Annotated in this window: 19 protein-coding genes and 1 pseudogene; 2 read left to right on the top strand and 18 right to left on the bottom strand. The window is 44.2% G+C overall.

Annotated features, from left to right (window positions below):
- Positions 1–179: 179 nt before the first annotated feature.
- Positions 180–1,493 (bottom strand): S-layer homology domain-containing protein, encoded by a 1,314-nt coding sequence (locus PV433_RS30040; RefSeq protein ID WP_332075675.1) that lies wholly within the window; start codon positions 1,491–1,493, stop codon positions 180–182.
- Between the two features lie 31 nt (positions 1,494–1,524).
- Positions 1,525–2,799: an S-layer homology domain-containing protein gene (locus PV433_RS30035; protein WP_332075674.1), complete on the bottom strand. Its 1,275-nt coding sequence runs from the start codon at positions 2,797–2,799 to the stop codon at positions 1,525–1,527.
- A 536-nt stretch (positions 2,800–3,335) separates the two neighbouring features.
- Here PV433_RS30035 and PV433_RS34255 point away from each other — a divergent pair.
- Entirely contained in the window at positions 3,336–3,446 is a 111-nt protein-coding gene (locus tag PV433_RS34255) for a helix-turn-helix domain-containing protein (RefSeq protein WP_442951588.1), read from the top strand.
- Between the two features lie 267 nt (positions 3,447–3,713).
- Positions 3,714–4,418 carry an RNA-guided endonuclease InsQ/TnpB family protein gene (locus PV433_RS30030; protein ID WP_332075676.1) on the top strand — a complete coding sequence of 235 codons (705 nt, stop codon included), beginning with the start codon at positions 3,714–3,716 and terminating at the stop codon, positions 4,416–4,418.
- Between the two features lie 468 nt (positions 4,419–4,886).
- Here the strand turns inward: PV433_RS30030 and PV433_RS30025 are convergent.
- The 16 genes and pseudogenes from PV433_RS30025 to PV433_RS29950 form a co-directional block, all read right to left on the bottom strand.
- Positions 4,887–5,638 (bottom strand): annotated as a pseudogene (locus PV433_RS30025) (transposase); the annotation flags it as partial.
- Between the two features lie 460 nt (positions 5,639–6,098).
- Positions 6,099–6,596: a hypothetical protein gene (locus PV433_RS30020; protein WP_332075673.1), complete on the bottom strand. Its 498-nt coding sequence runs from the start codon at positions 6,594–6,596 to the stop codon at positions 6,099–6,101.
- 83 nt (positions 6,597–6,679) lie between these two features.
- Positions 6,680–7,798 carry a hypothetical protein gene (locus tag PV433_RS30015; protein ID WP_332075672.1) on the bottom strand — a complete coding sequence of 373 codons (1,119 nt, stop codon included), beginning with the start codon at positions 7,796–7,798 and terminating at the stop codon, positions 6,680–6,682.
- Positions 7,799–8,257: 459 nt separating this feature from the next.
- Positions 8,258–8,419 (bottom strand): hypothetical protein, encoded by a 162-nt coding sequence (locus tag PV433_RS30010; protein ID WP_332075671.1) that lies wholly within the window; start codon positions 8,417–8,419, stop codon positions 8,258–8,260.
- An 88-nt stretch (positions 8,420–8,507) separates the two neighbouring features.
- Positions 8,508–9,029, bottom strand: a complete 522-nt coding sequence (locus tag PV433_RS30005; RefSeq protein WP_332075670.1) for a hypothetical protein — start codon at positions 9,027–9,029, stop codon at positions 8,508–8,510.
- A 25-nt stretch (positions 9,030–9,054) separates the two neighbouring features.
- Entirely contained in the window at positions 9,055–9,447 is a 393-nt protein-coding gene (locus tag PV433_RS30000) for a hypothetical protein (RefSeq protein WP_332075669.1), read from the bottom strand.
- A gap of 178 nt (positions 9,448–9,625) precedes the next feature.
- Positions 9,626–9,790 (bottom strand): hypothetical protein, encoded by a 165-nt coding sequence (locus tag PV433_RS29995; RefSeq protein ID WP_332075668.1) that lies wholly within the window; start codon positions 9,788–9,790, stop codon positions 9,626–9,628.
- A gap of 12 nt (positions 9,791–9,802) precedes the next feature.
- Positions 9,803–10,711, bottom strand: a complete 909-nt coding sequence (locus tag PV433_RS29990) for a hypothetical protein (RefSeq protein WP_332075667.1) — start codon at positions 10,709–10,711, stop codon at positions 9,803–9,805.
- 60 nt (positions 10,712–10,771) lie between these two features.
- Positions 10,772–11,815: a hypothetical protein gene (locus PV433_RS29985; protein WP_332075666.1), complete on the bottom strand. Its 1,044-nt coding sequence runs from the start codon at positions 11,813–11,815 to the stop codon at positions 10,772–10,774.
- Positions 11,812–13,284 (bottom strand): ATPase, T2SS/T4P/T4SS family, encoded by a 1,473-nt coding sequence (locus PV433_RS29980; RefSeq protein WP_332075665.1) that lies wholly within the window; start codon positions 13,282–13,284, stop codon positions 11,812–11,814. Before PV433_RS29980 ends, PV433_RS29985 begins: the two co-directional genes overlap by 4 nt.
- 69 nt (positions 13,285–13,353) lie before the next feature.
- A complete protein-coding gene (locus PV433_RS29975) occupies positions 13,354–14,472 on the bottom strand; it encodes a hypothetical protein (protein ID WP_332075664.1) in 1,119 nt (372 codons plus the stop codon).
- On the bottom strand, positions 14,469–15,071 hold the full coding sequence (locus PV433_RS29970; RefSeq protein WP_332075663.1) for a hypothetical protein: 603 nt from the start codon (positions 15,069–15,071) through the stop codon (positions 14,469–14,471). The genes PV433_RS29975 and PV433_RS29970 overlap by 4 nt, the downstream gene beginning before the upstream one ends.
- A 239-nt stretch (positions 15,072–15,310) precedes the next feature.
- The gene (locus tag PV433_RS29965) at positions 15,311–16,150 is read right to left on the bottom strand and encodes a hypothetical protein (protein WP_332075662.1); all 840 of its coding nucleotides are present in this window, start codon (positions 16,148–16,150) and stop codon (positions 15,311–15,313) included.
- Positions 16,151–16,241: 91 nt separating this feature from the next.
- Positions 16,242–17,186, bottom strand: coding sequence for a hypothetical protein (locus PV433_RS29960; RefSeq protein ID WP_332075661.1), 945 nt, complete (start codon positions 17,184–17,186; stop codon positions 16,242–16,244).
- A gap of 171 nt (positions 17,187–17,357) precedes the next feature.
- Positions 17,358–20,126 carry a TraM recognition domain-containing protein gene (locus tag PV433_RS29955; protein WP_332075660.1) on the bottom strand — a complete coding sequence of 923 codons (2,769 nt, stop codon included), beginning with the start codon at positions 20,124–20,126 and terminating at the stop codon, positions 17,358–17,360.
- Positions 20,095–21,741 (bottom strand): hypothetical protein, encoded by a 1,647-nt coding sequence (locus PV433_RS29950; RefSeq protein ID WP_332075659.1) that lies wholly within the window; start codon positions 21,739–21,741, stop codon positions 20,095–20,097. Before PV433_RS29950 ends, PV433_RS29955 begins: the two co-directional genes overlap by 32 nt.
- Positions 21,742–21,895 lie beyond the last annotated feature (154 nt).

Raw genomic sequence — 21,895 nt, 5'->3', positions numbered from 1 at the left:
TCCCGCCACAGCCCATGCAGAAATATTTACATCTCTTTCAATCTTCCTCCAGCGGACATAGGTTGTCAAAGTTGAAAAACTAAGAATGAGCGAGAAAACAGGAGAAAACATTACTTTATAGTGGGAGTGATTATAATTAATAATGCCATGAAAATACCGAAATATTTTTTCAAGCATTATCACTCCTTAACCAAGGAATAATCTACCGGAGATCCGTAAACTGCAATACTACTGCTAGGCTGTCCCAGCTCAGTTGCTGACCTGTTATAAAGGACCATATTATTCTGCCCATCAGGAGCAGTCAAAACGCCTTTAGGAATAAACTGCCCGTAAATATAACGGATATCATTATATCCAGCTTTTACATCAAAAACTGATGCCTGATAAATAGCTCTATACTTAGGATAATATTCACTAAAGTAGCCCAATTTCCACGGTTTACCTGCAGCTTTAAGTTCTTCGGATTGTCCGCTAAAACTAGCATATATACCACTTGCTCTGAAAGTTTCAACATCAGTAGGAGAATTAACAACTAGTCGATTAACAGAGATCAAGGCATACGCATCCGTAGGCCATTCATTAATTGGACCGTTAATGCCCCCGCCTAGTCTCCACTGAACATTCTCAGGAATCAAACCCCGGTTGGGATCGTTCGGGTCATCAAGGTCAATTACTACATACTTCTCAACCTCGGAGTAACCATTTTCTCCCTCGTAACGGAGTTTACTAACGTCTAACTTCTTTCCAGTAAGAAGATACCCTTTTAAGAAATATTGTGGCAACATTGTAAATATATTTGTCTTGTGCCACTCTATCTCTGCTTGAGAAATTGCATATTTATCCGTGGCAAGTGCTTTACCTGAATGCAAGTCTAGAACACGCTGAATGATCGTAACAGACTGCGCACGCGTCGTTTGCCCTTCAGGAGCCAAGGTTCCCCGATCATCCATTCCCTGAATAAGACCCGTTTTAGTAGACTCGTACATAGCCTCTCCATCAACCAGCTCTTTGCTAAGCAGCTTTTCATTCGATGCCCGAAGAGAAAGTTTGGCCATATCAGCCCGGGAAATCGCCACATTCAGTTTATCTTTTGGGAAATCACCATTTGTAACAATTCCTTTGCTAACTGCCGCGTTATAAAAAGGCAAATACCATTCTTCATTTTCGACCGGAGCCTTAACCGGCAGCTTGCTGGAAGCCACGATCATTTTAATAAATTCTGCGCGGCTTACTTCAACATCAGGCCGGAACGTCTGGTCTTCGTAACCGTCCACGTATCCTTTTTCAATTGCAGCAGCTACCGATTCGCTCGACCAATGACCGTTCAAATCGGAAAAAGTAATCGGATTTGCTGCGCTAACAGATCCACTCGCCAGCACAGCCGCAAAAGCAGTAACGATTGCCGACTTTTTGAACAAAGCGATCCCTCCCCCTATTAGCAGCAATGCAGCCCCGGCTTTTTTATAGTTACGGTCAAAAAGAGATTTCTTCATCGTTTTCCCCCTGGTTTTTAAGTTATTATCCTCATTTTTTTTGTGCTTCGAGCTGCTTCTTCGCAAGCTCCTCAAGTTCTTTCATCCTTTTTTGAACATCATCGTTTAGCTTCAGCTGTTCTGCTGTCGGTGGCGTATCTATCTTTGGCGCATCGATGGAAAGAATCGTCTTTGTGAACGGCTGCTTATAGGGCATGATTTCAGGAGCTATGATTCCCATCGTTATTGTATTGGCCAAGGTATAGCCGGTTTTAGGGACAATAATCGCCGGAACATCGCCGATATAATTCCGAAAAACAACCGCAGGTTGGCTTAATTTGCCTTCTTGCAGTTCGGAAACATTCCCCGCAAAACCTTTTATGACAGGTAAGACCGTTTTAATAGACTCATCGTATTTGGTCGTGTCCTTATTGTAATCAACGGTGCCCTTGAAATACAGTATATAGCTATTCCGAAAATTCCGAATTAACGGACTGGAATCCTGACTGGATTGGTTAAACCATTTTAGCGTCTCGACATCACCAAGCAAGTGTAGATTGGGGTCCAACTGGTCTGCCAAATCAATAACAACGATCTGGTCCACCGTCGATTTATAATTACCGTCAGGCGTAATAAGCGACATATTCCCGGAGCTCAGCGCAATCCTCTGTTCCCCCCCAAATATTTCAGGCGCCTTCGTAAACATATTAGTCCGATCTTTGGCCAGCCACGCATTCACGACAGCTATTTGATCAACTTGCAGTTGACCTCCCGCTTTCGCTGTAAGGATCCGTTCCACAATGGTTACGGATTGCGCTCGAGTCGTTTGTCCTTTCGGAGATAACTCCCCGTAGGCCAATCCTTGTACAAGCCCCAGTTGCGTTGCTTCGATCATGGAGGTTGCATCATCGATTGGCTTGTTCTTAAAATCCGATTTCACCGCGCGCAAGGATATTTTCGCCATTTCAACACGTGAAATTGGGGTGTGTACATCCTGTTGCGCGAAATCGGAGTTCGAAAGTATGCCGCTATCAATCGCTGTTTTAATGTATGGATCAAACCATTCCCCAGACCCGCTTCGCTCTACAGGAAGTTTATTGAATGATACGACCATTTTAACAAATTCCGCCCGACTTACTTCCAAGTCTGGCCGGAACGAGCCATCCTCGTAACCATCGACATAGCCCTTCGTGGTGGCATTAGCAACAGATTCACTAAACCAGTGACCTTCCACGTCCGTAAATTTTGTATTGGATGCAGTGCTTGTATAGGAGGGTAAAACAGCCAACGCCATGACAGTTCCGAGCACCACAAAAGGTTTCCTCACAATAAACCGACCTCCGTCTAATGAAAATCAGAAACCAAAAAAGGACGTACTTATACCGCAATGGGTATGTGCGTCCTTCGCAATTTAATAGATTCTTTTTTTGAATAAGTCGTCCCCATAATGGTCAGCACTCACAATAATGGAACAGTTAAACCCCTAATTCCAAACATAATCATAGCATAAGTTATTTTGTTTTGGAACAACAATTGTAATTACATTCCTAATCCTGACGCATTCATTGGAGTTTATGTCACCGCAGCAAGTTAAGAGGGAACACACAAGTCCTCTGTTTCACTTGACCGCACAGCGATCGACGAATCCCCCCCCCTTGTTTCAACTATGGGGATGAAAGGCTCTTCGGATGGCTTTAGTCGTCTCGAGTATCTGACAATAGATGCGTACAAATAATCGAATAGAAATGGTATCATTTTCTTGAGGTATCTTTGTCACAGCGATCGTAGCCACGGTAGGAAGCGCGTCGTTATAAACAGTGAAGCAATAGTTCGAGTCCCAAAAAGAAAGGTAGGTGAATCGGAATGCTCGTCGCTTTTAAATATCGCCTATACCCAACACGCGAGCAGAAACGGGTGATCCACTTTACGCTTGAAAGATGCCGTTTGCTATATAATCGATTGCTGGAGGAGTGAATATTGGCGTACCGATCAGCAGGTAAATCCTTGAATTACTACGATCAGGCGAATACGTTCCATGAGCGAAAACAGCAAATACCTGCACTTAAACAAGTCCATTCCCAGGTCCTACAGGATGTCGCCAGGCGCCTTGACAAAGCGTTTCAGGCTTTCTTTCGCCGCGTCAAAAACGGAGAAGCGCCAGGATTCCCTCGATTCAAGCCGGAACAGCGATAGGATTCATTCACATACCCGCAAGGTGGACATACTCTTGTCGGAAACAAAATTCGGTTGTCTAAAATTGGAGATGTGAGGATCAGACTTCATCGGCAGCCGCTGGGAAAAATCAAAACTTGTACGATCACCGTGAAGAATGGGAAATACTACGCTTGTTTCTCTTGCGAAATGGAGGGGCGGCTATTGCCTTCCTCAACCGATCAAGTGGGCGTTGACCTCGGCTTGAAATATCTAGCCGTCACATCAAAAGGGGAAACCTATGAAGCGCCAAAGCAGCTGCGTCACAACGAACAAAAGCTGAAACAGTTGCAACGATCCGTATCGCGCAAACAGCGCGGATCGAACCGAAGAAAGAAGTCCGTTCAGGTGCTGGCAAAACTTCATGAAAAGGTTGCTAACAGTCGAAAAGATCATGCCCACAAAGTATCCAAGGAGCTGGTGAACCGATACGGTCTCATCGCTTTCGAAAACCTCAACATTCAAGGGTTGGTCAAAAATCATCACCTTGCCAAAAGCATTGCAGATGCGGGCTGGAGCCAGCTTGTTCAATTCACCACGTACAAGGCTGAGAGCGCCGGTCGGGTAGTTGTTCAGGTTGATCCTCGAAATACGTCTCAGCAATGTTCCAGATGCGGTGAAATTGTGAAAAAGGCGTTGTCTGTGCGCATCCATCGTTGTGATCATTGCGGCTATACGGCAGATCGAGACGAGAACGCGGCGAAAAATATACTACAACGTGCCTTAGTATCGTAACCACAACAACATCTAGGCTCGGACGGAGCCTTCAAGGAGAGACGAGGTTGCCAGTCTCGATGATCTGAGAAGCCCTTGCCTTTAGGTATGGGGAGTCGTCACGAGCATGAGATTATGGGCATAAAAAAAAGAGAAATTAAACTTACCCTTGCCCGGATTCGCTATTTTTATTGAAGTGAGAGGTTGGCTTATCGTGGCAAAAACCTCTCTGAAAGAAAAGGAGCCGCTGCGAATCGTACTGGGCAAATGGAGATCAGGCGCAAGAACCAGTCAACTTCCGGCAGGCTGTGCATGAGCGAACTAAGCCGGCTCCGCAGCGCCTACATCCTTCCAATAGTAGGACAACAGCAATGTTACGGTTTCCTATGGCCGACTCCTAGAATTATATGAAAAAACCCCGACTGTTCCCGAGGCCGCTGAAGAACTTACGCTTTTTTGTGGTTTAAATGGGTCTACTCGCTTTGTGTTTCAATCGATCAGTTTCAATATCCGCTTAAGATTTACAGCGAATATGGTCATTGCTCCTTGCATCTCCATGCCAAGCAGACCCGAGGATGTGGCTACATCATACCCGTGTCCATGTTTGAGTTCGCTGTTCTTTGCTTCAATTTTGTAGCGTTCCTTGGATTTTTCCTTAAAGTATCCCGTCTCTTGGAATGCCATCTGTTCCGTGTGTTCATCCGATTTAATACTTACGGAATAGCTCTTGCTTTTGGCGCCTTCTTTGTAGCAGCCCTCCTTGAGCGGACAGCGTTTGCATCGCTCCACATCAAAGTAATAGGTGTCCACTTGGTTTTTACCGACGCCTTTCTTGCCTTGACGAGCTTTACGGATAGCCATTTGGCCAGCCGGGCATACGTACATGCCGGAATCTTTGTTGAACAAAAACTCGTCCTCTTTCTTGCGGCCGCCTTGCGTGATGAGTGGATTGAGCTTGGCTGCCAGTTCAATCTCATTGTTATTCGTGTACGAAATGTTATCCTTTTCGGAGTAAGCGGTATCACCAATGACGGTTTTGACCTGCATGCCGGCTGCTTTGCTCTTTTCGATAAGCGTCTGCAACTGTTTGCCGTCATTCTTCTCGCCTGTTCCTCAGTCATCGCCAGATGTGTTTTGTATCCAAAGAAAGCAGAGTCTGCGCTCTTATGCCCCACACGTGCATCCGGATCCGCCGCTAGGCGAAGTTGCTCGACGTCATCCACTACGGTCTCTTTCAGCAGAAGTCGGACGGCCAAATAACGTTCGTATAGCCGTGTGTTATGGGTTTCTCGCATGGCTCTCTGGATCATGGATATTTCTTCTTGATGTGTCATTTTCCAACCCCCTTTCCGGTGCTTTCTCTATCTATTACCCGGTTTGGTCGGTGTTGAGTTCATGAGTTCATCTTATATGGTGAACTTTTATTTCAACTTTAAAAAGAGTATTAGACTGCTCTACTATAAAACCAGCTATACTGGATAAAAGCCCTAGAATCCCCTGGCTACTAACGTATCCGTTTAGCATGATTGACTGTGCAAAACTAGGCATCGTTAACTCAACTTCCGCATAGTGTATCATCTAGCAATAAATCAGATTCTAGTTTTGTTTAGTGTTATCGTGGATTTATAGCCAACAACATTATAAATGTATATTCATGTCCCTCGGCACGTCCAAGCCACGACAATAAAAATAAATAAATTGTTATGGAAATCTGTGGTCCGTATTAGTTGGACTTTTATTTCTTTTCTTATTATTAGGTGGTATTTTCGCAATCGCAACACAAAGTGGAATGCTTAGAAGGCCAAAAGCAAGATAGTAAATTGAATAATATGGTGCTGCTTCATTCTGTATAAATTGAAATATATTATGTGGGGTCATAATTGTACTACTTCCGGCATCAGCTCCGATACCTACAAGTCGCCTACCAATTAGAAAAATAAGTATTTTTTCTGCAAAAACAGGAATTAAGCTTACATAAAATGCTCCTTTTACTGAATTCTCAAACACTGCTCTTGAATACATCCCTCCCAAAATGTATGGAATCACTATCAACATTAATCCAGACAATATATCCACCCATGTAGCTTTATTATCGACAATGTTGGTTCCAGTAACCGTAGAAATAAATTTTGATAGAAACATAAGAACAATGAAATAACAACCAGTAACAATAATCCAACCAATTATTATTTTCCGCATGTATCCCTCCATGAATTAGTGAAATTGAATTCAATATAAGGGATTCTCAGAAAGTTTTTCCTCTCTGAGAATCCTTCAACAAATTATTTTAAATCATTTATTTTCCATGCTAAATCCGGAACTTGAACGTCTGTATCGGCACCTTGCTCAGCCTTAATAATTGATTCACTTATATCAACGAACAGAATATGTTCATTGGTAGTTAATTTTTCATATTCATCTAGGCTTAATTCAATTCTTGCACTTGTAATCCCTTCGTAACGAAGGTCTTGTTCCTTTCCACTATCTAGGAGCCCTTTTTCGATTATCTCTCGTACTTTAGGTTCAAGCTTTTTAGCGTGGCCGGTAACCCATTGTCCGTTACCGTTTACCCATTTAATTTCGTAATCTCTTAAATTTGAATTAGATTTTTCCAATATATTCTCAACTTTTTCTACAGAAATAGGAGCGTTAAAAGTTACTGTTGCTTCGAGTGATTTCGTTATTATCTTGTTGTTTCTCTTAACATCCTTAACGAACTTTTGTTGTTTTAATTTTGTATCTTCCAACTCTGATTTATTTGTGATTTTAGATGCAGTTACCCTTTTCTTTTCAGCAACATTCGAGTTGGTTACTGTACTACTCGAATTGTTAATTGACATCAAACTAGCCGGGACAGCCCCGTATTCCACTTGCTCTAAAAAATCATACGTAACTGTTTCAAACTCGCCATTAAAAGGATTCCAAGCAGATCGTTGTGCAATAAAGTGAAGGGATCCACCCGGAATAGATGAACTTGTTTTATTCTCCCAGTATCCGTAATGATAGTAATTGGTGTTTGCCACCATATCTGTGCCAATAGTTGTTTCAGTAACTTCTAGTTCTTCCTCATAACCATCATTATCATCGTCGTCATAATCAAAACTAGGGTTAGGTATATTTGTGGTTTGAGAGTAATACCCCAAACCATCATCATTCATATTTTGAATTTCTGAAGTAAAATACCAAGCATCTTCATGTTCGTCAATTCCTGCTTGGTCAAAATAAAAAGTATTGCTGCCAACGAGATAATTATAGTTTGCAGAACTTGTATTATAGTATGGCGACCATGTATATGAGCGCCCTTCAGTATAATCAGAAGCAATTACTGTAGGACTTATCATGCAGGCCAACAATGATGTTATTGCAACTGCCTTTAGAGGCTTATATCTACTATTTTTCACTACTCTCAACTCCTACTTATAATTAATAGATGGCCATCTATCTACTTGTAATATACATAATTTGTATTATCAGGTATACATACCATTGGAACTAACTTAAATGTAATATTTTGTCGGTATTATGATGTCTATCTAAATATTATAATGATCGAAAAATTAAACGCCAATTCGGCTTTCGCGGCACTGTTATGGCTAGAGTCGAAAAACTCCAACGACTACTCTAACGGAATTGTCTCAATTTCTAGATTCGATTGGAATACACCTTCTTGTTAGACGCTTACCGCATAAGGACTCAGAACTAAGGTTTGTTGTTGCCGAATCATTCGCTCTCACCCGCTTTTCGTGATGACTCAATTATACAGCAAAAAAAGGTACAGCCTCTTCAACTTTCTTGAAGGACTGTACCTATTTATAAGAGACGGACTTTTTCAGCGGCCTCGTTCCCAGTGGGGTGTTCGTCTATTTGTCAAACGTTACAATTTCAACATTCGGTCCGAAAATCTCACGCATCTTCAGTGTCAAATCGCTTCTTTCGCATATCACCCGAAGTATCGTTGTCTCGTCACCTTCGAGCTTGAACTCATGCATCAGTGCTAAACCACTGATCTGAACCCACTTCATAACAAAATCCCTCCTAATAGGTTATGCACTACCCCCGTCCCTTTCCATTATTCGTCTTCCATACTCTTTTTTGATTGCTTTCGGTAACCTATAGCCGTTTATCCAAGTATCTATAGACAGCTGTCTTAAGTTGAACTGGCTTGCTTTCCGTATTCAATGGAACTTCAATAAGGGCAACAACACTTGGACCGAAAAGTTGTTCCCGGACCGTTATACCGCTTCCTCGGTAAGATGCATTTGCAACGAAATTGAATGGATAAATAGGTCTCCCCAATGCATCTTGAGGAACTTTATCGTCACCGACAAAATACAAACCAACTATTTTGATCTCGCCACTAAAGATAGCGTTGTTATTCGGAGTCATATCCGGATAAAGTCCCAGATTATGAACGAGACTTTCTCGAAATTTTACCGTCCCAACCGGTTCATCAAAAACAACGTAACCTTCAGCTTCCCTTGATTTATTAAGAACGGCAGCATCATGCGCCGCCAGGATTACTGCTCCGTAGGATCGGACTTCTCCGAGCATGATCATCCGGTCTTCTGTATTTACCTTGATGATGGTAGCAACAACAATCATGTATGCAATCAATTTGAATACGACCTTCAAATCGTATCCACCTCGTCTCGGTCGATTAAGGAGTGCGATACTCTGTATTTACAAAACGATAGCTTACGATAGGCTTATCAATGACCCCACCAAAGAAAATGAGTATCGTGCGGGGGTATGTGATTCGCAACTCAATTTTCTCATCCCCAGTTCCTTTTACTTTGCGCTCAGAGATGCTTAGTGTTCCTTCAAACTGAATATCTTCCCGTTTCATCCCGCGGGTACCCTCAAGGTATTCTTTCACTTCGTTTTGAATTTCGTCCGTGATATATCCGTAAGGAGGCGCCTTTAAAATCGCTTCAGTCAGAGCCATCTCGGCATACATCTGGTTTTTCGTATCAGCATGATCTAGAATGACTGTGACAAGGGTTAGACCTACAATCAGTAAATAGAGAATCATTTTATAAACAAATCCCATAACTATTCCCCCATTAATGAAGGGAGGACTCCGCCCTCCCTTCACATTCTTTGGTGCCTGAGTTCTGGATTTGATGTTTAATACTTCATTCCAATCGAACTATTTTTCTGCCGCAGCATTAGATGTCATCCACTTGTTTCATTAGCCTCGGTATGAGAATACGTAATTTTTGAGATCACTAAGGTTTTGCGATCGCAGCATTAGTATCATCCACTCGCTGATTCGCATTGTTATGAGAAGTGGTAATTTTCGAGATAATTCCTGTCGCCGGTGCAAAGATCAATGTCATAACAAGTAAAGCTGTAATACCAAATCCCAAAATCTTCTGCCATGTCCAATTCATTAGTAAATCCTCCTAGTAGTTAATATCAAAAGAATATGCCCACATAAAGAGCGCAAGAACACCCCAAAGTGCTGCAGCAACTACCCCGCTTATATTTACTAAAGCGAGAATCTGATTGATGTCTTTTTGTCTAGTTTTGTAGTTGGCGGTTTGTTTCTCAAGCAACGTTTCTTCATTCTCTTGTAGGGTTTTGGCTGCTTCCTCATATCCAATTTCGTCGAGTTTGTCCAATACCGAACAAATAAGTTCAATTTCAGCATTGTTCGGATAGCGCTCACGGAAGTGTTTTAATGCGAGGGAGCGGTTTCTCCAACTGTATTCAAGCAGAAGGAGGTCCTCCCGCAGGATTTTGAAGTAGTTTTGATACTGCCTGATTACGGATAGAACGCTCCGCTGCTGGGCTTCGCTTACTTCGTTTCGGAGCAGTTGTATCAGGACTGATGTTTCGCGACCAACCCGGTAATTATGGACACGCTGAACCAGTGGAGCGACGATAATACTAAAAATAGATGGATATTGCTCATTAGGTGAAAGTGACGAATATAAGGCTAGAACCAAAATTAACGGGTAATAGAGCCCTACTTCGCTTAACATGAACCATCTAAGAAAGATGAGAATCAGCACGAATAAACAAATAACATCTCGGGCTATTTTTAATCGTGCTGCATTGAACCATCTTGGAATCCCCATTGAAGCAAGCTGGCGATCAGCCCATTCGCTAGCATACCATCGGCCAAGCCGGTAAGCTTTGTCTTCGACTTCCAAACGAACGTATATTCGCATTTCATTAAAAGCGAGTAGCCGTTGCCCGCTACCGATCGAGGAATACATTGTGACGATGGATGCTATAATGAACGCTAAACCTCCGTAAAGTAAAAGGCTATATAAGTTCATTTCAATCCAACTGCCTATACTAAGCATCAAGCCTCCCCCCTTTCGCAGTTGAGGTTATCGTTCTGCATCTCTGCATAAATACTGCCGCTACAAATCAAATTTTCGCCTGGAGATCAGTATGTTAACGGCAAATCCAGCAAAACCGAGAAGGATGGCCAGAATGAATAGATTTAGCTGCATTGGCACTTCGTATAAAAACTTTCTAGCTGTCCCATCCAGCATGATTCCATTAGTGATGTAATTAACTCCATACAAGCAAGGGAAAGTAGCTAGTCCGATTTGAAAAATCTCTCTTTTGTCGGGCATATCCTCATGATTTACCCGTTCGATGGCATGCATTTTTTCTATTAATGATCGAATCCCAACCCGGATATCCTTGTTCTCTCTACGATTACTATCCTTGTCGACTGTCATCCCTAGCGATTCTCGCAGAAGGATGCAGAAGATTCCACAGAAGCGGGTTCCGATTTGATGCTCAAACAACTGAATTTCATGTTCTGCCTTGGCACGATTTCGGGATTGAAGAGCCTGGATCATGCTGTACGTCATATTACGTAGAACGGTATCCTTTACTTCCTCGACCATCTCATTAAAGACGGCATATGCATCCCGCTTCAGCAAATAGTATTTTTCGAAGTCTTCGGTATACTTCAACAGATGATGACTGAGCGTGGCTCTTCGCTGTTGAAGAACTGCGTGAAGTAGCAAAAATGGGAAGAAACATGCACATACCCCAATAATGACCGAAGCACCAATGCCGACCTGATCATACGGAAGATTCGCATCCCATTTTCCATAAACATCGAACAAATAGTTTCCGGTCACGATGCCAATGAGGACACTGAGAAAAAGAAATATGAGTGTACCCAGCTTCGCTGCAGATACGGGCATTTTGAACAAAACTTGCAGATGCATCGATACGTATCGGAGAACCCTATTTTTGAATTCTTCATTCGCACCAATACTCTGATCGTGACTTTCGAATCGACGATGGTATTCTTTGTGTTGGCGATGCAACTGAATCGCCCGCAAAAACACAATTGCTGCGGCTAAAACCGCTCCGATCAGAATCAGCGAGCCGGAAATGAGAAGCCAGTTGTTTGAAAAGAAATCGATAACAAGGAGGGTCACCCTTTATCCCCCCATGTTAACGTGTTCGAGCGGAGTTCTTCGGGAATTGGCCTAATTGCAGCAAGACGTCGGATAGTTTCCATTCCCTCCTCAAATGCAGGCCGATCCCGCTTCCGCATATTGCGCTGCAGAGCCGGGTGCAAATCCGCATTCCAACACCATTGTTCCCCATCGAACCACATGATTTTTTTACTCGTAACTGACAGATCTGTTGGATCGAAATGAATCTCGGCAATCTCAGTATTCCGCAGCGTCTCGCCGTCTTCGTCGACTTCAAAAACAAAAACAAAGTCAATCAGATTAGCATAGTCGGTCAACGAAACTCGATAATTGAGCCCTTCTGTATGGCGAAGCTCCTTACGAGCCAAGGTTCCCGGGACGTTCGTTGAATCTTTTTCATGCATGCTCGTTGCAACAAGTCCACGTGTGTTTGCACACGCCTCTTTGTACATTGGAGCTTCAACTTCCCGCACTTCCCCTATAATATAAATTTGGGGGTCCATACGTAACGTCCGGGGAAAGACCATCGAAACCATTGTTTTATCGTCCCCAACAAATTCCGTGATGTCGCGATCCGGGAACCTTTTCTTCAAATCTAGTTCCCATGCATTTTCTGCCAGTACGGTAATAAGCTCGGGGCGAGTCTCTACGAACATGGATAATATGAATGTACTTTTACCTGTACCAGGCTCACCTGTTAATATGATTTTCGTCCCGCAGCGAGCAATCATCCGATAGACCGGGATCCCTTCATTGTCAATCGTTTTCAATTCCGACTGTTGCTGCAGGGTGAATTGCTCCAGTACATTTCGTCGAAAGACTACGGTCGGATGTTTGCTCATAGGCGGGATCGTGATGACTACTCGCGTTCCGTCATACAAGTTAAGCTCTGCATAGGGCTTTTCGCGTGACATGACAGCCTCGTCTTCACTTCGTGTCAAGTTATTAATGAGCCGGTACACGTCTTCGATGCTATCGTACTGTTCATGCGTTCGATGGATCCGATCGGTCGGTTTCCGATACCTAACCTCTTTTCCGTTCAGCCGGCATTTGCCGACATTAGGATACTTTTCCATCCAAACGCTTACGCACCCAAACCCCCATGTTTCGTGAAACAGAGCATCTACCAAATTCTCGTAAATTGCCGGGGGCTGGATATCGTTAAGCTTGTATTCATCTATAAGTTGCCGTATTAAGGTTTTGACTTCCTCTACTTCCTCGGGATGGCCTTTCGAGGCACGATGCGTCTGCGTTACATACTTCTTTTTCTCTTTATTATCTTTAGCCTTGTTTAATCGATCACCGAACCAGCTGTCGACAACCGCAATGGCTTTTTTGAAATTCTGCATCGCATAGCCTTGCCCTTGAAAACCCGTCTGGCCATCATTTCCCTCTCGCGTGTAGTCCGCCAAGACATCGAAAGGGATTTCTTTTATATCGTTTTCGATCAATTCCTTCGCTACTTCCACTACTTCCTCTCCCCTTTACTGGCCGTTCGCCGTTTTCCGGGGCTTCCCGAACTAGTTGGTTCGATCATGTTAACCCAAACGTTTTTCTTGCTTATCCTGCAGACCGGCCGTGATTCGATTCAGCCATGTTTTCTTTTCAGGCTGCTCGATAACCGGCAGTCCGTAGTCGTTTACGATCGTTTCGGCCAATCTCTGAAGGCCCGTTTGGGTGAATTTCTGGGCCATCGGATTCGGACCAGGCACATAAGGCAGCTGGAGAACGCAGCCGGCCTGCAGATGATCGCTGACCGAGAGCTTAGCCTCATTCCCATACCCATCGAAATTGTAAATGAACGAGTTATGGCGAAGATCGAGGTCAAACTGATACCGGATCTGCGGAATAAAAGCGTAGAATTCCTTCATCTCCTCCCGCTTCGATGTCGCGATCAAGTATTTGCGCTTGATTAGCTTCAAGGCGACAAGAGTCATAGAGTTGTCCCAATACGGATATACAATAAAGATCGTTATATCAAAGGCAGCCTGGATCAATCCGTAAATCTGCTCCAATTTGTGCGGATGGAACCCGCGGGCATAGTCCATCTTGGGATTGCCGGCGATATAAAACAAATTGTCCCGCTTCGCTTCCGCAAGTTCTTTAATTCGTCCGGATGAAAGGCCGCCGGCCTCGAACTCGCGGTACAATTGATTTAGACCCTGCGAGTGGGATGTAACATTGTACGGATCCAGTTTAACCAACCCAATGTGAGCGCTCGTCCGCTGAGCGATCCGTTCGCTAAGGGCTTCGGAAATAAGGCATACGCCGGACTTCCGGTGGCACGCAATTAATGATAGCGCAGGTTGCAGGCGACCCTCGTACCGCTGCGGGAAGAGGAACTTCTCTACCTCCTCTTGGATCCCTTGGTCCGAACGATCGACCAAAAACGGGATTCCTTTCAGCGTACAGAGCTCTTTGATTTTCTCGTAATCGCTACGGAGTCCGTTCCGGATGTCCACAATAAACGCAACGTTATGCTTAGCATATTCGTTCGAGTACGACTCCAGTTCGATGGCAGATACATGGTCAAGAAGGAGAACGTCGCATATTCCAACGTTTTTTCCGTCCATAGAGAACTGCGTATCTGTTATGCCCTTGATGTGCTGAATGATAGATACGATACGACTTGTCTTGCCGATTACCCCGACCTTCATTTGCTTACCACCCCGTTATCTACGGCCAAAATCAGTTTATAGCCTTCTTCGATTGCCTGTTTCAAGTCAGCATATTTCTTTTTCGACAAAAAGAGTTTTACATTTTGCGGCTTCCCTGTTCCCTCGGACCGATCGTTAATCCCTTCTGCGTTTCGAATCTGCTTATTAGCTGAATCGAACACATACCTGACCCGCACGTTTTCGAAAAAAGGCTTCGTTAGCGGTCGTTCTTCTTTGTCGGGTACGACAGCATACGATTGGGAGCTTCCAGCCGTTGCGGTTATATTAATCTCAGCCTTGTTTGAAAAGAGGGGGTCTTGGGTAACTGTGCCTTTCACATTCGCAGAGTTTTGTTTCTGCTGTTCGTACCACTTCCGGAGCGACTCCGACGGCGTCAGCCATACTTGACCGATGTCGCCGATCCTCCCCGTCCAGTCAATGACCTCCCACCAGTCATCCGGGATGGGATAAGCAATTTCGTCCGCTTGAGGAACAAGGACGGAATCCGCCACATGATGAGTGGTCAAAAACTCTCCAGGATATAGCGGCGAAACAAGCGTTTTCTCTAACACCTCCTTCATTCGATCGACCGTAATCATACTCGGGGTTACCGAGGCCTTAAGCACTTCCTTCACTTCGAACAGCTGTTTGAAGTTGTCCGGAGAAATCTCGGTATATGTCTCGACCTTTTTCCCATCTTTCGGTGAAAGGACAAACTCCTTCGGGAGTAAACTCTCCCCCTTGAGGAAGAGCATAAAAAACATCGAAAGTCCGACTGCCGCTATCAATATGGACAATAGAAACAACGTGTTTACTCTTATTTTCATGAGGAGGCTCCTTACAGAAAGTCCATATCAAACGGCTTTATTTTGACATCACCTGGAGCATCGCCGCGGATCGCAATTCTCCATGCCCCCCGGAGATTGTCCATAAATTCATCTACGATGAAGAGCTGCATGAACTCGGTTGGAAAACGTTTCTGGACTCCCACGATTTCTCGAATCGCTTCTTCGGTACCGCAGCTCCATACCAAGATCGGATCCATACTATTCGGTACCGGATTGAACAGCGCTCCCTGTTCCTGAACAGTAAGCAAATATTGTTTGATCTTTCGCTCCATGAACCTAGATGGCTTCTTATCTTGCTGCAGCCGCTCTACATACATCACCATTTTGCCGAGTGGCGTTTGTATGGGAATGAGAGCCATTGGCGAATCGTAGTTGGGTGCCAAAGGCGGATACCACATAAACCCGTCTGGCTGCAGGACTCCCTTTTCAACCAGACGGATACGCAGTTCGTTAATGGCGCAGAAAGGCAAGCAGTTCCGGATGGTTTGTGCGATGCGAATCGGATCGGGTACCTCCATCCCCAGACCGTACCCCAAATAATTTTTGGCTGCGATTCCGATCGACCACACATGCTCCCTTCCGTTAAACTGACTTTCGAATCTCCACCCTTCGTACCAACCAATCCGCTGAAGAAACCTTAAACGAGTAGCCAACTTATGTGCCTGCGGAAACGCATTACGGTACAAATATCGAATTTGTTTTTCGGTAAGCACTTTGGCTCTTGCCAGTGTAATGGCAATTTCGATATCCTCCTTCGATATTTCACCGCGGAGTACCCGATGGTAAATCGCATCGTACGTGGTATCGGGTTCTCGATTCCATTTCAACATCTCAATCGTGAATGTCGGATCATCGAAAAATGGAACCGAACCGTCCCTCGCCTTCCAGATCGCAACCGGCAATGGCGCCGATTGCTGCCGGTTAGATAAATCGGTATGCATTGTTCATCATGGCCGCGTGGTTAGCTTCCAGCCTGAAGATCAAGACTCTCCCACGCTTGACCGATTTTTCAATTTGGGTAATTTCCGCAGTTGCTACTACGCCGGCCGGCAATCCGTCGTGGAATTTTTGCTTCAAAAACTTGCTCAGGTTTCCGATAAAGGTGATCCCTGATGGTAGTTCGCAAAAATAACTGTTGGCGCCTGGTGCTCTCCCCGTAATCTTCACGCTAACCTTGTCGCCGATATTGTGATGATTTTCGATCTCATCCCAGAAACGACCTTTTCCTTCTACGACTAGTGCCCGTCTTGAGAGAATAACTCGGTATCCGTACTCCTGGGAGCTGCTCACTTTACTTTTTACGAGCTCCTGCTCCTCTTCTTGCACGTCCGCCGCATCTGACTGCTCGATCGGCGCCGATTGATCATCCTTCCTTATTTCTTGAACGATTGCTTCGATTTCCGTTCCGACCGGCAGCTGTTCGCGTAGATTGCGAATTTTACGGACATCCCATTCACTTGCTGGAATGATGCAAGGAAAGCCACTCACATCAACAAAAACCAAATTGCTGTCGAGCACGCCCGTAACAACTCCCCGGACCTTATCGCCTTGGCGTGTCACTTCCAGGAACTGATCAACGATACGCGGGATCGCCTCCCGCCGGCTAACCAAGACTACGCCTTCCGCTTCCATAATGTTCGTTACAATGAACGGAACCCGTGTATGCAGGAAACCATTAAACGTACCTACTTCGCGATCTAAGAAGTCTTCTTTTTTACAGTACAGGTTGGTATTTTGAAAATTGATCACGATGAGTTCTTCTTTTTTTCCTCGGATCGTGGCCGTTCGGATTTGCTCCACTTTCCCGTGCTGTACCCAGCGCCGAACCATCGATTCTCTCAAAATCTCTAAAACGTGCTGATTCATCCACACAGCCTCCTCAGATTTGCGTACGTGTAGCGAAAAAAAAGACGCGTAAACAGCCCCAATAGAGGCTATTTACGCGTCCTTCGCTACGATCATATTCACTTATAAATAAAGATATACGATCAGTTTCTGGAATTCAAGCTTTTTTTTAGAGTTTCGAGGAATCGATCTTCACTTTTTCTTATCTTGATTGGATTCTTCTAACTTGGACTGGACAGCTCGCACAAATGCTTGTGCGTCCTCGTCCTCATCAACGGCAACATCTTTTAATTTACTCATCTTGTTCTCGGGCCCATGATCGAGTTCAACTTTTTGTATAACGGGTTCGGCAGCCGGCGGGGTCTTCTTCATGAAGCTGGTCATATTTTTAGAGAACGAGAACGTTTCTTCCTCTTCTTGAACAGCAGTGGTGAGCGTAGACTGATCCATAGATTTGTCGTCCCTATTTCCTTTACGTCGTTCATCGTGCAGTTCAGGTTCAGAAACCTCCTCCAGGAGTCTTTGTTGAATAAAAGCAGGCAACTCCTTGTTTGGTTGTAGTGTCCTTATGTTGTTTGGTCCCGCTTCCTCTTCTGAAAACCCTACAAAACGCGATATCAGGTTTTTGTGCTCTACGAACTCAGTCTCTAATTCCACAGTTATTTTCTGAACTTCCTTTGCGCCGTCTTCAGGCGCAACGAGCGATTCGATTTCCGAAACTTCCTTCAACTCAATGTCCATCCGCCAATAACTCATAAAATATTCCAAAGCCTCCGGATCGAGTGCTGCCTCCCACTCCGCTGCCTCTCCCTTATCAATAAAGTCGCCTTCCGCAAGGAAAGCCTTCTTCGTGCTTCCATCGTAAACAAGTCGGCAGTATGAAAACTTAAAGGGGTTGAACATAATATCGTCCTCGGAGGCGACAGCGACTTCCTCCCGCGTCACGCTCTCGGAATAGGAATAGTTCGGATTTTGCATCTTGTCCGGTGTAATACTCTCACGTACTGCCATGACGTCCATACTTTTCTTCCCGAAATACTTGGTTAGTTTTTCTGCGTCAAAATCGGTTACCCCGCCATACACAATTAAATTTCGGGTTGTGCCGAGTGTTGCCTCGACGAATTTATCGCCGAACTTAAGCGCAAACTGCGACAGTGTTTGATAAGCAACAAATGGTGCAATCTTGTATTTACGTCCTTGACTAGCAAGTTTCAAGAATGGCAGGTTCATGTAATCATAAGCCTCATCCACATACAAGCTGACCAACGCTCTGGTATTCTCGTCTCCCGTTCTTCGGAATACCGAGTTTTGAACAGTCATCAAGACTAACTTTCCAAACGCATCAGAAACGTCTCCGAGCAATCCATTATCCGTATTGCAGAGGAGAATTCCTCCTTTGGCCATGATGCGATCAATATCTACATTCTGATCATTCATAAAAATACGCGCCAGATATGGGTTCATAATAAGGTCCGACAATAGGTTCCGGGTCTGTCGAGTGAACTCGCTCTGCTTGTCCATAATCATTTCGCGTCCTTCGTATTCGTGCCCCCTCGGAAATTTTTGAATAATCCCGTCCCGGTCGACCATGATAGCAAGGGCATCGTTTTTAAACCAGCGGATGACGCGCTTCACCAGCATCCAATAAATTTGCTGGTCCTTCATCATTTTCGCGATTTCTTCGTCTTTGGGTATTGTTTTCTCGACCGCAATTACTAAATCCATAGTAAACCGAGGGTCTTGATACATACGATCGAGATCAAACAAATCACAATCGTTAATGCGGTTAATTTTTATCAGGTAAATGTACATTTTTAAGACGGTCCGGCATGCTTGCCTGAAAAATTCGTTACTTACCTCACTCATGCCATCGAGAACCGCCGTAATGGTTTCTGCAACTTGAGATAACGGACCAACCATAACGTTTATTCCAGGTGTATCCTCACTGCTCGGATCCAAATAAATGATCAACTCGTCTGGTATGCCATGTTTCAAAGCTACATCGTATGCGGAATCACATAAATCTTTTGCGGGCTCAATGATTATCGTGCCGATCAAATATTTAGCCAAGGCCCGCTTGAACTTCTCGGAGTTCGCACCATACTTTTTGGCTAGACGTGGAAAATCGTTTATCATTTTCTGCAAATGTCCCATGTCTTGTCGGAACGCTTTGATAATTTTCATGGAAGTCTTCCCGCTCCCCGGTGGACCCAGAAGAGTAACGCCCAGTTGCCGGGAGTCCCCGGTCAATATGGCCGGCACCCCGGTATCGACTCGTGTTGCCAACGTGATATCGGGCAATGTACCTGCTTTCTCATCACCAAACCTTCCAAGCCATTTGTGCTCAAACTTATATTCAGCAAACCATGTTTGTATCACTTCATCATCACGAAAAAGACCGATTATTCTTGAAATCACCATAAAGGCAATGAAGTATGGAATTAGCAACACGACCATTGCAATGATTTGCACAGACTCCCGATGGAGTCGATCCTTGTATATCGATTCGAATTGATCGTGTATCCCGAGGAGTGGTTCAAATCCTATCGGCATGATATAGAGCGAACTATAGTAACAGATGCTCAGAACAATCGTAGCACTGCACAGGATAAAACTGATACTGCGACGGCGCAACGTTTTTGTTAAAAACTTTACTCTAGTGCCCAATATCCATGTCGCCATAGGAAATATAGTAAAAAACATTACCTTCCAAAAATGCGATTCGTTTGGTGACGAATAGAACCATATCATTCCTTTTAAGGGAAATGGCAAATCTCCGGCTATCCCGGTACGAGACAACTCATATTTACCCCACAGTAAGGAATTCGTCATTACAATGACCGAAACCATTGTGATGAAAACGATAAAGTGGGTCAATATGGCTAATATGATCGGGATCCACTTGCGAAAATTAAAATCTCGTATTCTATCAATCACTTTGGTCATGAGCGACTTCATCATATCCCCCCTCCAGGATGTCGGACTCGTTATTTTGCAAATCGATCCAACGAATTCCTTTTTTATCGGTGGTACCTCTTTTGATAACTGAACCCCAGACTTTCGTTTTCTGGAATTCTTCAAAACTTACAAAATACACATTGTCTGAATAAAAGTTTGTAGGGAATACTTCATCCATGAACTCGTCTCGGTTGGGATATAGGAGAATGACTCTTACTCTTGAAACGTTCCCCCATTCTCCTCCTTTGGATAACCATTTCGCATATTCCTCGGCTTTTGCCAAAGGGTTCACCCATCCCTTCCGAGCCAAAAATATGAAATCAAGCTCCTTGACTTCAAACCGATCGAACCGGCTCCCGCTCCCCCGCTTCTCATCTTGAACGATATAAAAATCCGGGATGCCCGGACCATAAGCTGTAATATCCTTCCACTCTCTGCCCGCAGCAGTTCTTGGGTCAAAAATTCGTGCATCTCTCCCATCCTGGGCATTATGTATGTTGAGCAACTTCTGGAAAGTTTCGAGGTTGCTCATATCAAGATGGGTTATCCATTGTTGGCCATGAATGACAAAGTCCGCAGCGGTCTGGATCGTTTCGTATTCGTCACTGTGCAGCACGGTGAGCTCGTCGTTCATTAACGCATTTCTCATAACATCGACAATGTTCCGCCGTGTGTTTCTGAGTCGTTTCCTACTGTTGGGAAGAATGGACTTTATTACATTCTCACCTGTCGATTTATCAATCTTTGAACCTAACCGGCCTAGATAATTAGCAAATACCAGCACCTTTGGAAATGATTCTTTTTCACGAGCCATCGTTTCTAAGATGGACTGATATTTGACAGCCAGTTCTTTATGTTTCATGGAACCTGTGTCCATTTCCAAAACCATCATCGGCTTAAAAAACGAACGCCAGTTCCATGTACGACCATCTCCGATTTTTTCATACACTCTTGTCAAATGTTCGTCTCGAACCGGAAGCGGGTATACAAAAGGGTGCAGTTCATATCGCTGGTTTTCAATGATCGTCTTGTTTCCGATATTCGGTTCAAACAATATCCAATCAGGTTTGTAGCTGGTCTCCAAATTGTTGGGATCTCCGTTGTAATATCGCCTCCATTCCGAATCTGGTGCATATATTCCTGCAGCCTTCAACTTCTGTTGCAACCTCGATACCCAGTCCACACTCATGAAATGGTGTTTCTTTTGCGCCCGAATCTTCAGGTCATTTAGTGAATAGTAAAGCCGCACCTTTCCTTTGGTCCAAACAGGGATATCGAGCGAGTGTAAAATAATTTTTAATCCCAGCTCTGTTAAGGTGTACCTGTACTTAATGTGAAGTGAACTTGACGGTTTCGCATCATCAACAATCTTTTGGATCACCTTACGTTCGGTCAAATAAACCATCTTGCTCCAAAGCGTATTCTTTTTCATGTTAGTTACACCTAATCGAAATAGTTGATCCGACGATAAAGCCCGATAAAAATACAATGCCATCAGGATGTTAAAGTCGTTCTGGTTCTCTTTCGTAATCGAGATTCGTTCATCGATTGAATATTTTTGCTGCTTTTCCTTTCGAGTAATCTTTCGTCGCCATCTTCGGTTTGTTGGTCCTGCCAAAATGCATCCTCCGCCTTTCCATGTAAAAAAATATGGTGCTACAAGATGTCAAGACAGTTTTTTTAGATTATTAAGGTGTGAAAACCTTCACAATACTTGTTCCCCTTGCCCCGAAGGGGCAGGCAGTTCGTTTCCAGAATTGGGAATCTGATCG

It is taken from the genome of Paenibacillus sp. GYB004 (assembly GCF_036577605.1).
Lineage (GTDB): Bacteria > Bacillota > Bacilli > Paenibacillales > NBRC-103111 > Paenibacillus_AB > Paenibacillus_AB oceani.
Note: the sequence above shows the minus strand (reverse complement) of the source record. Positions and strands in the feature narration are given on the sequence as shown.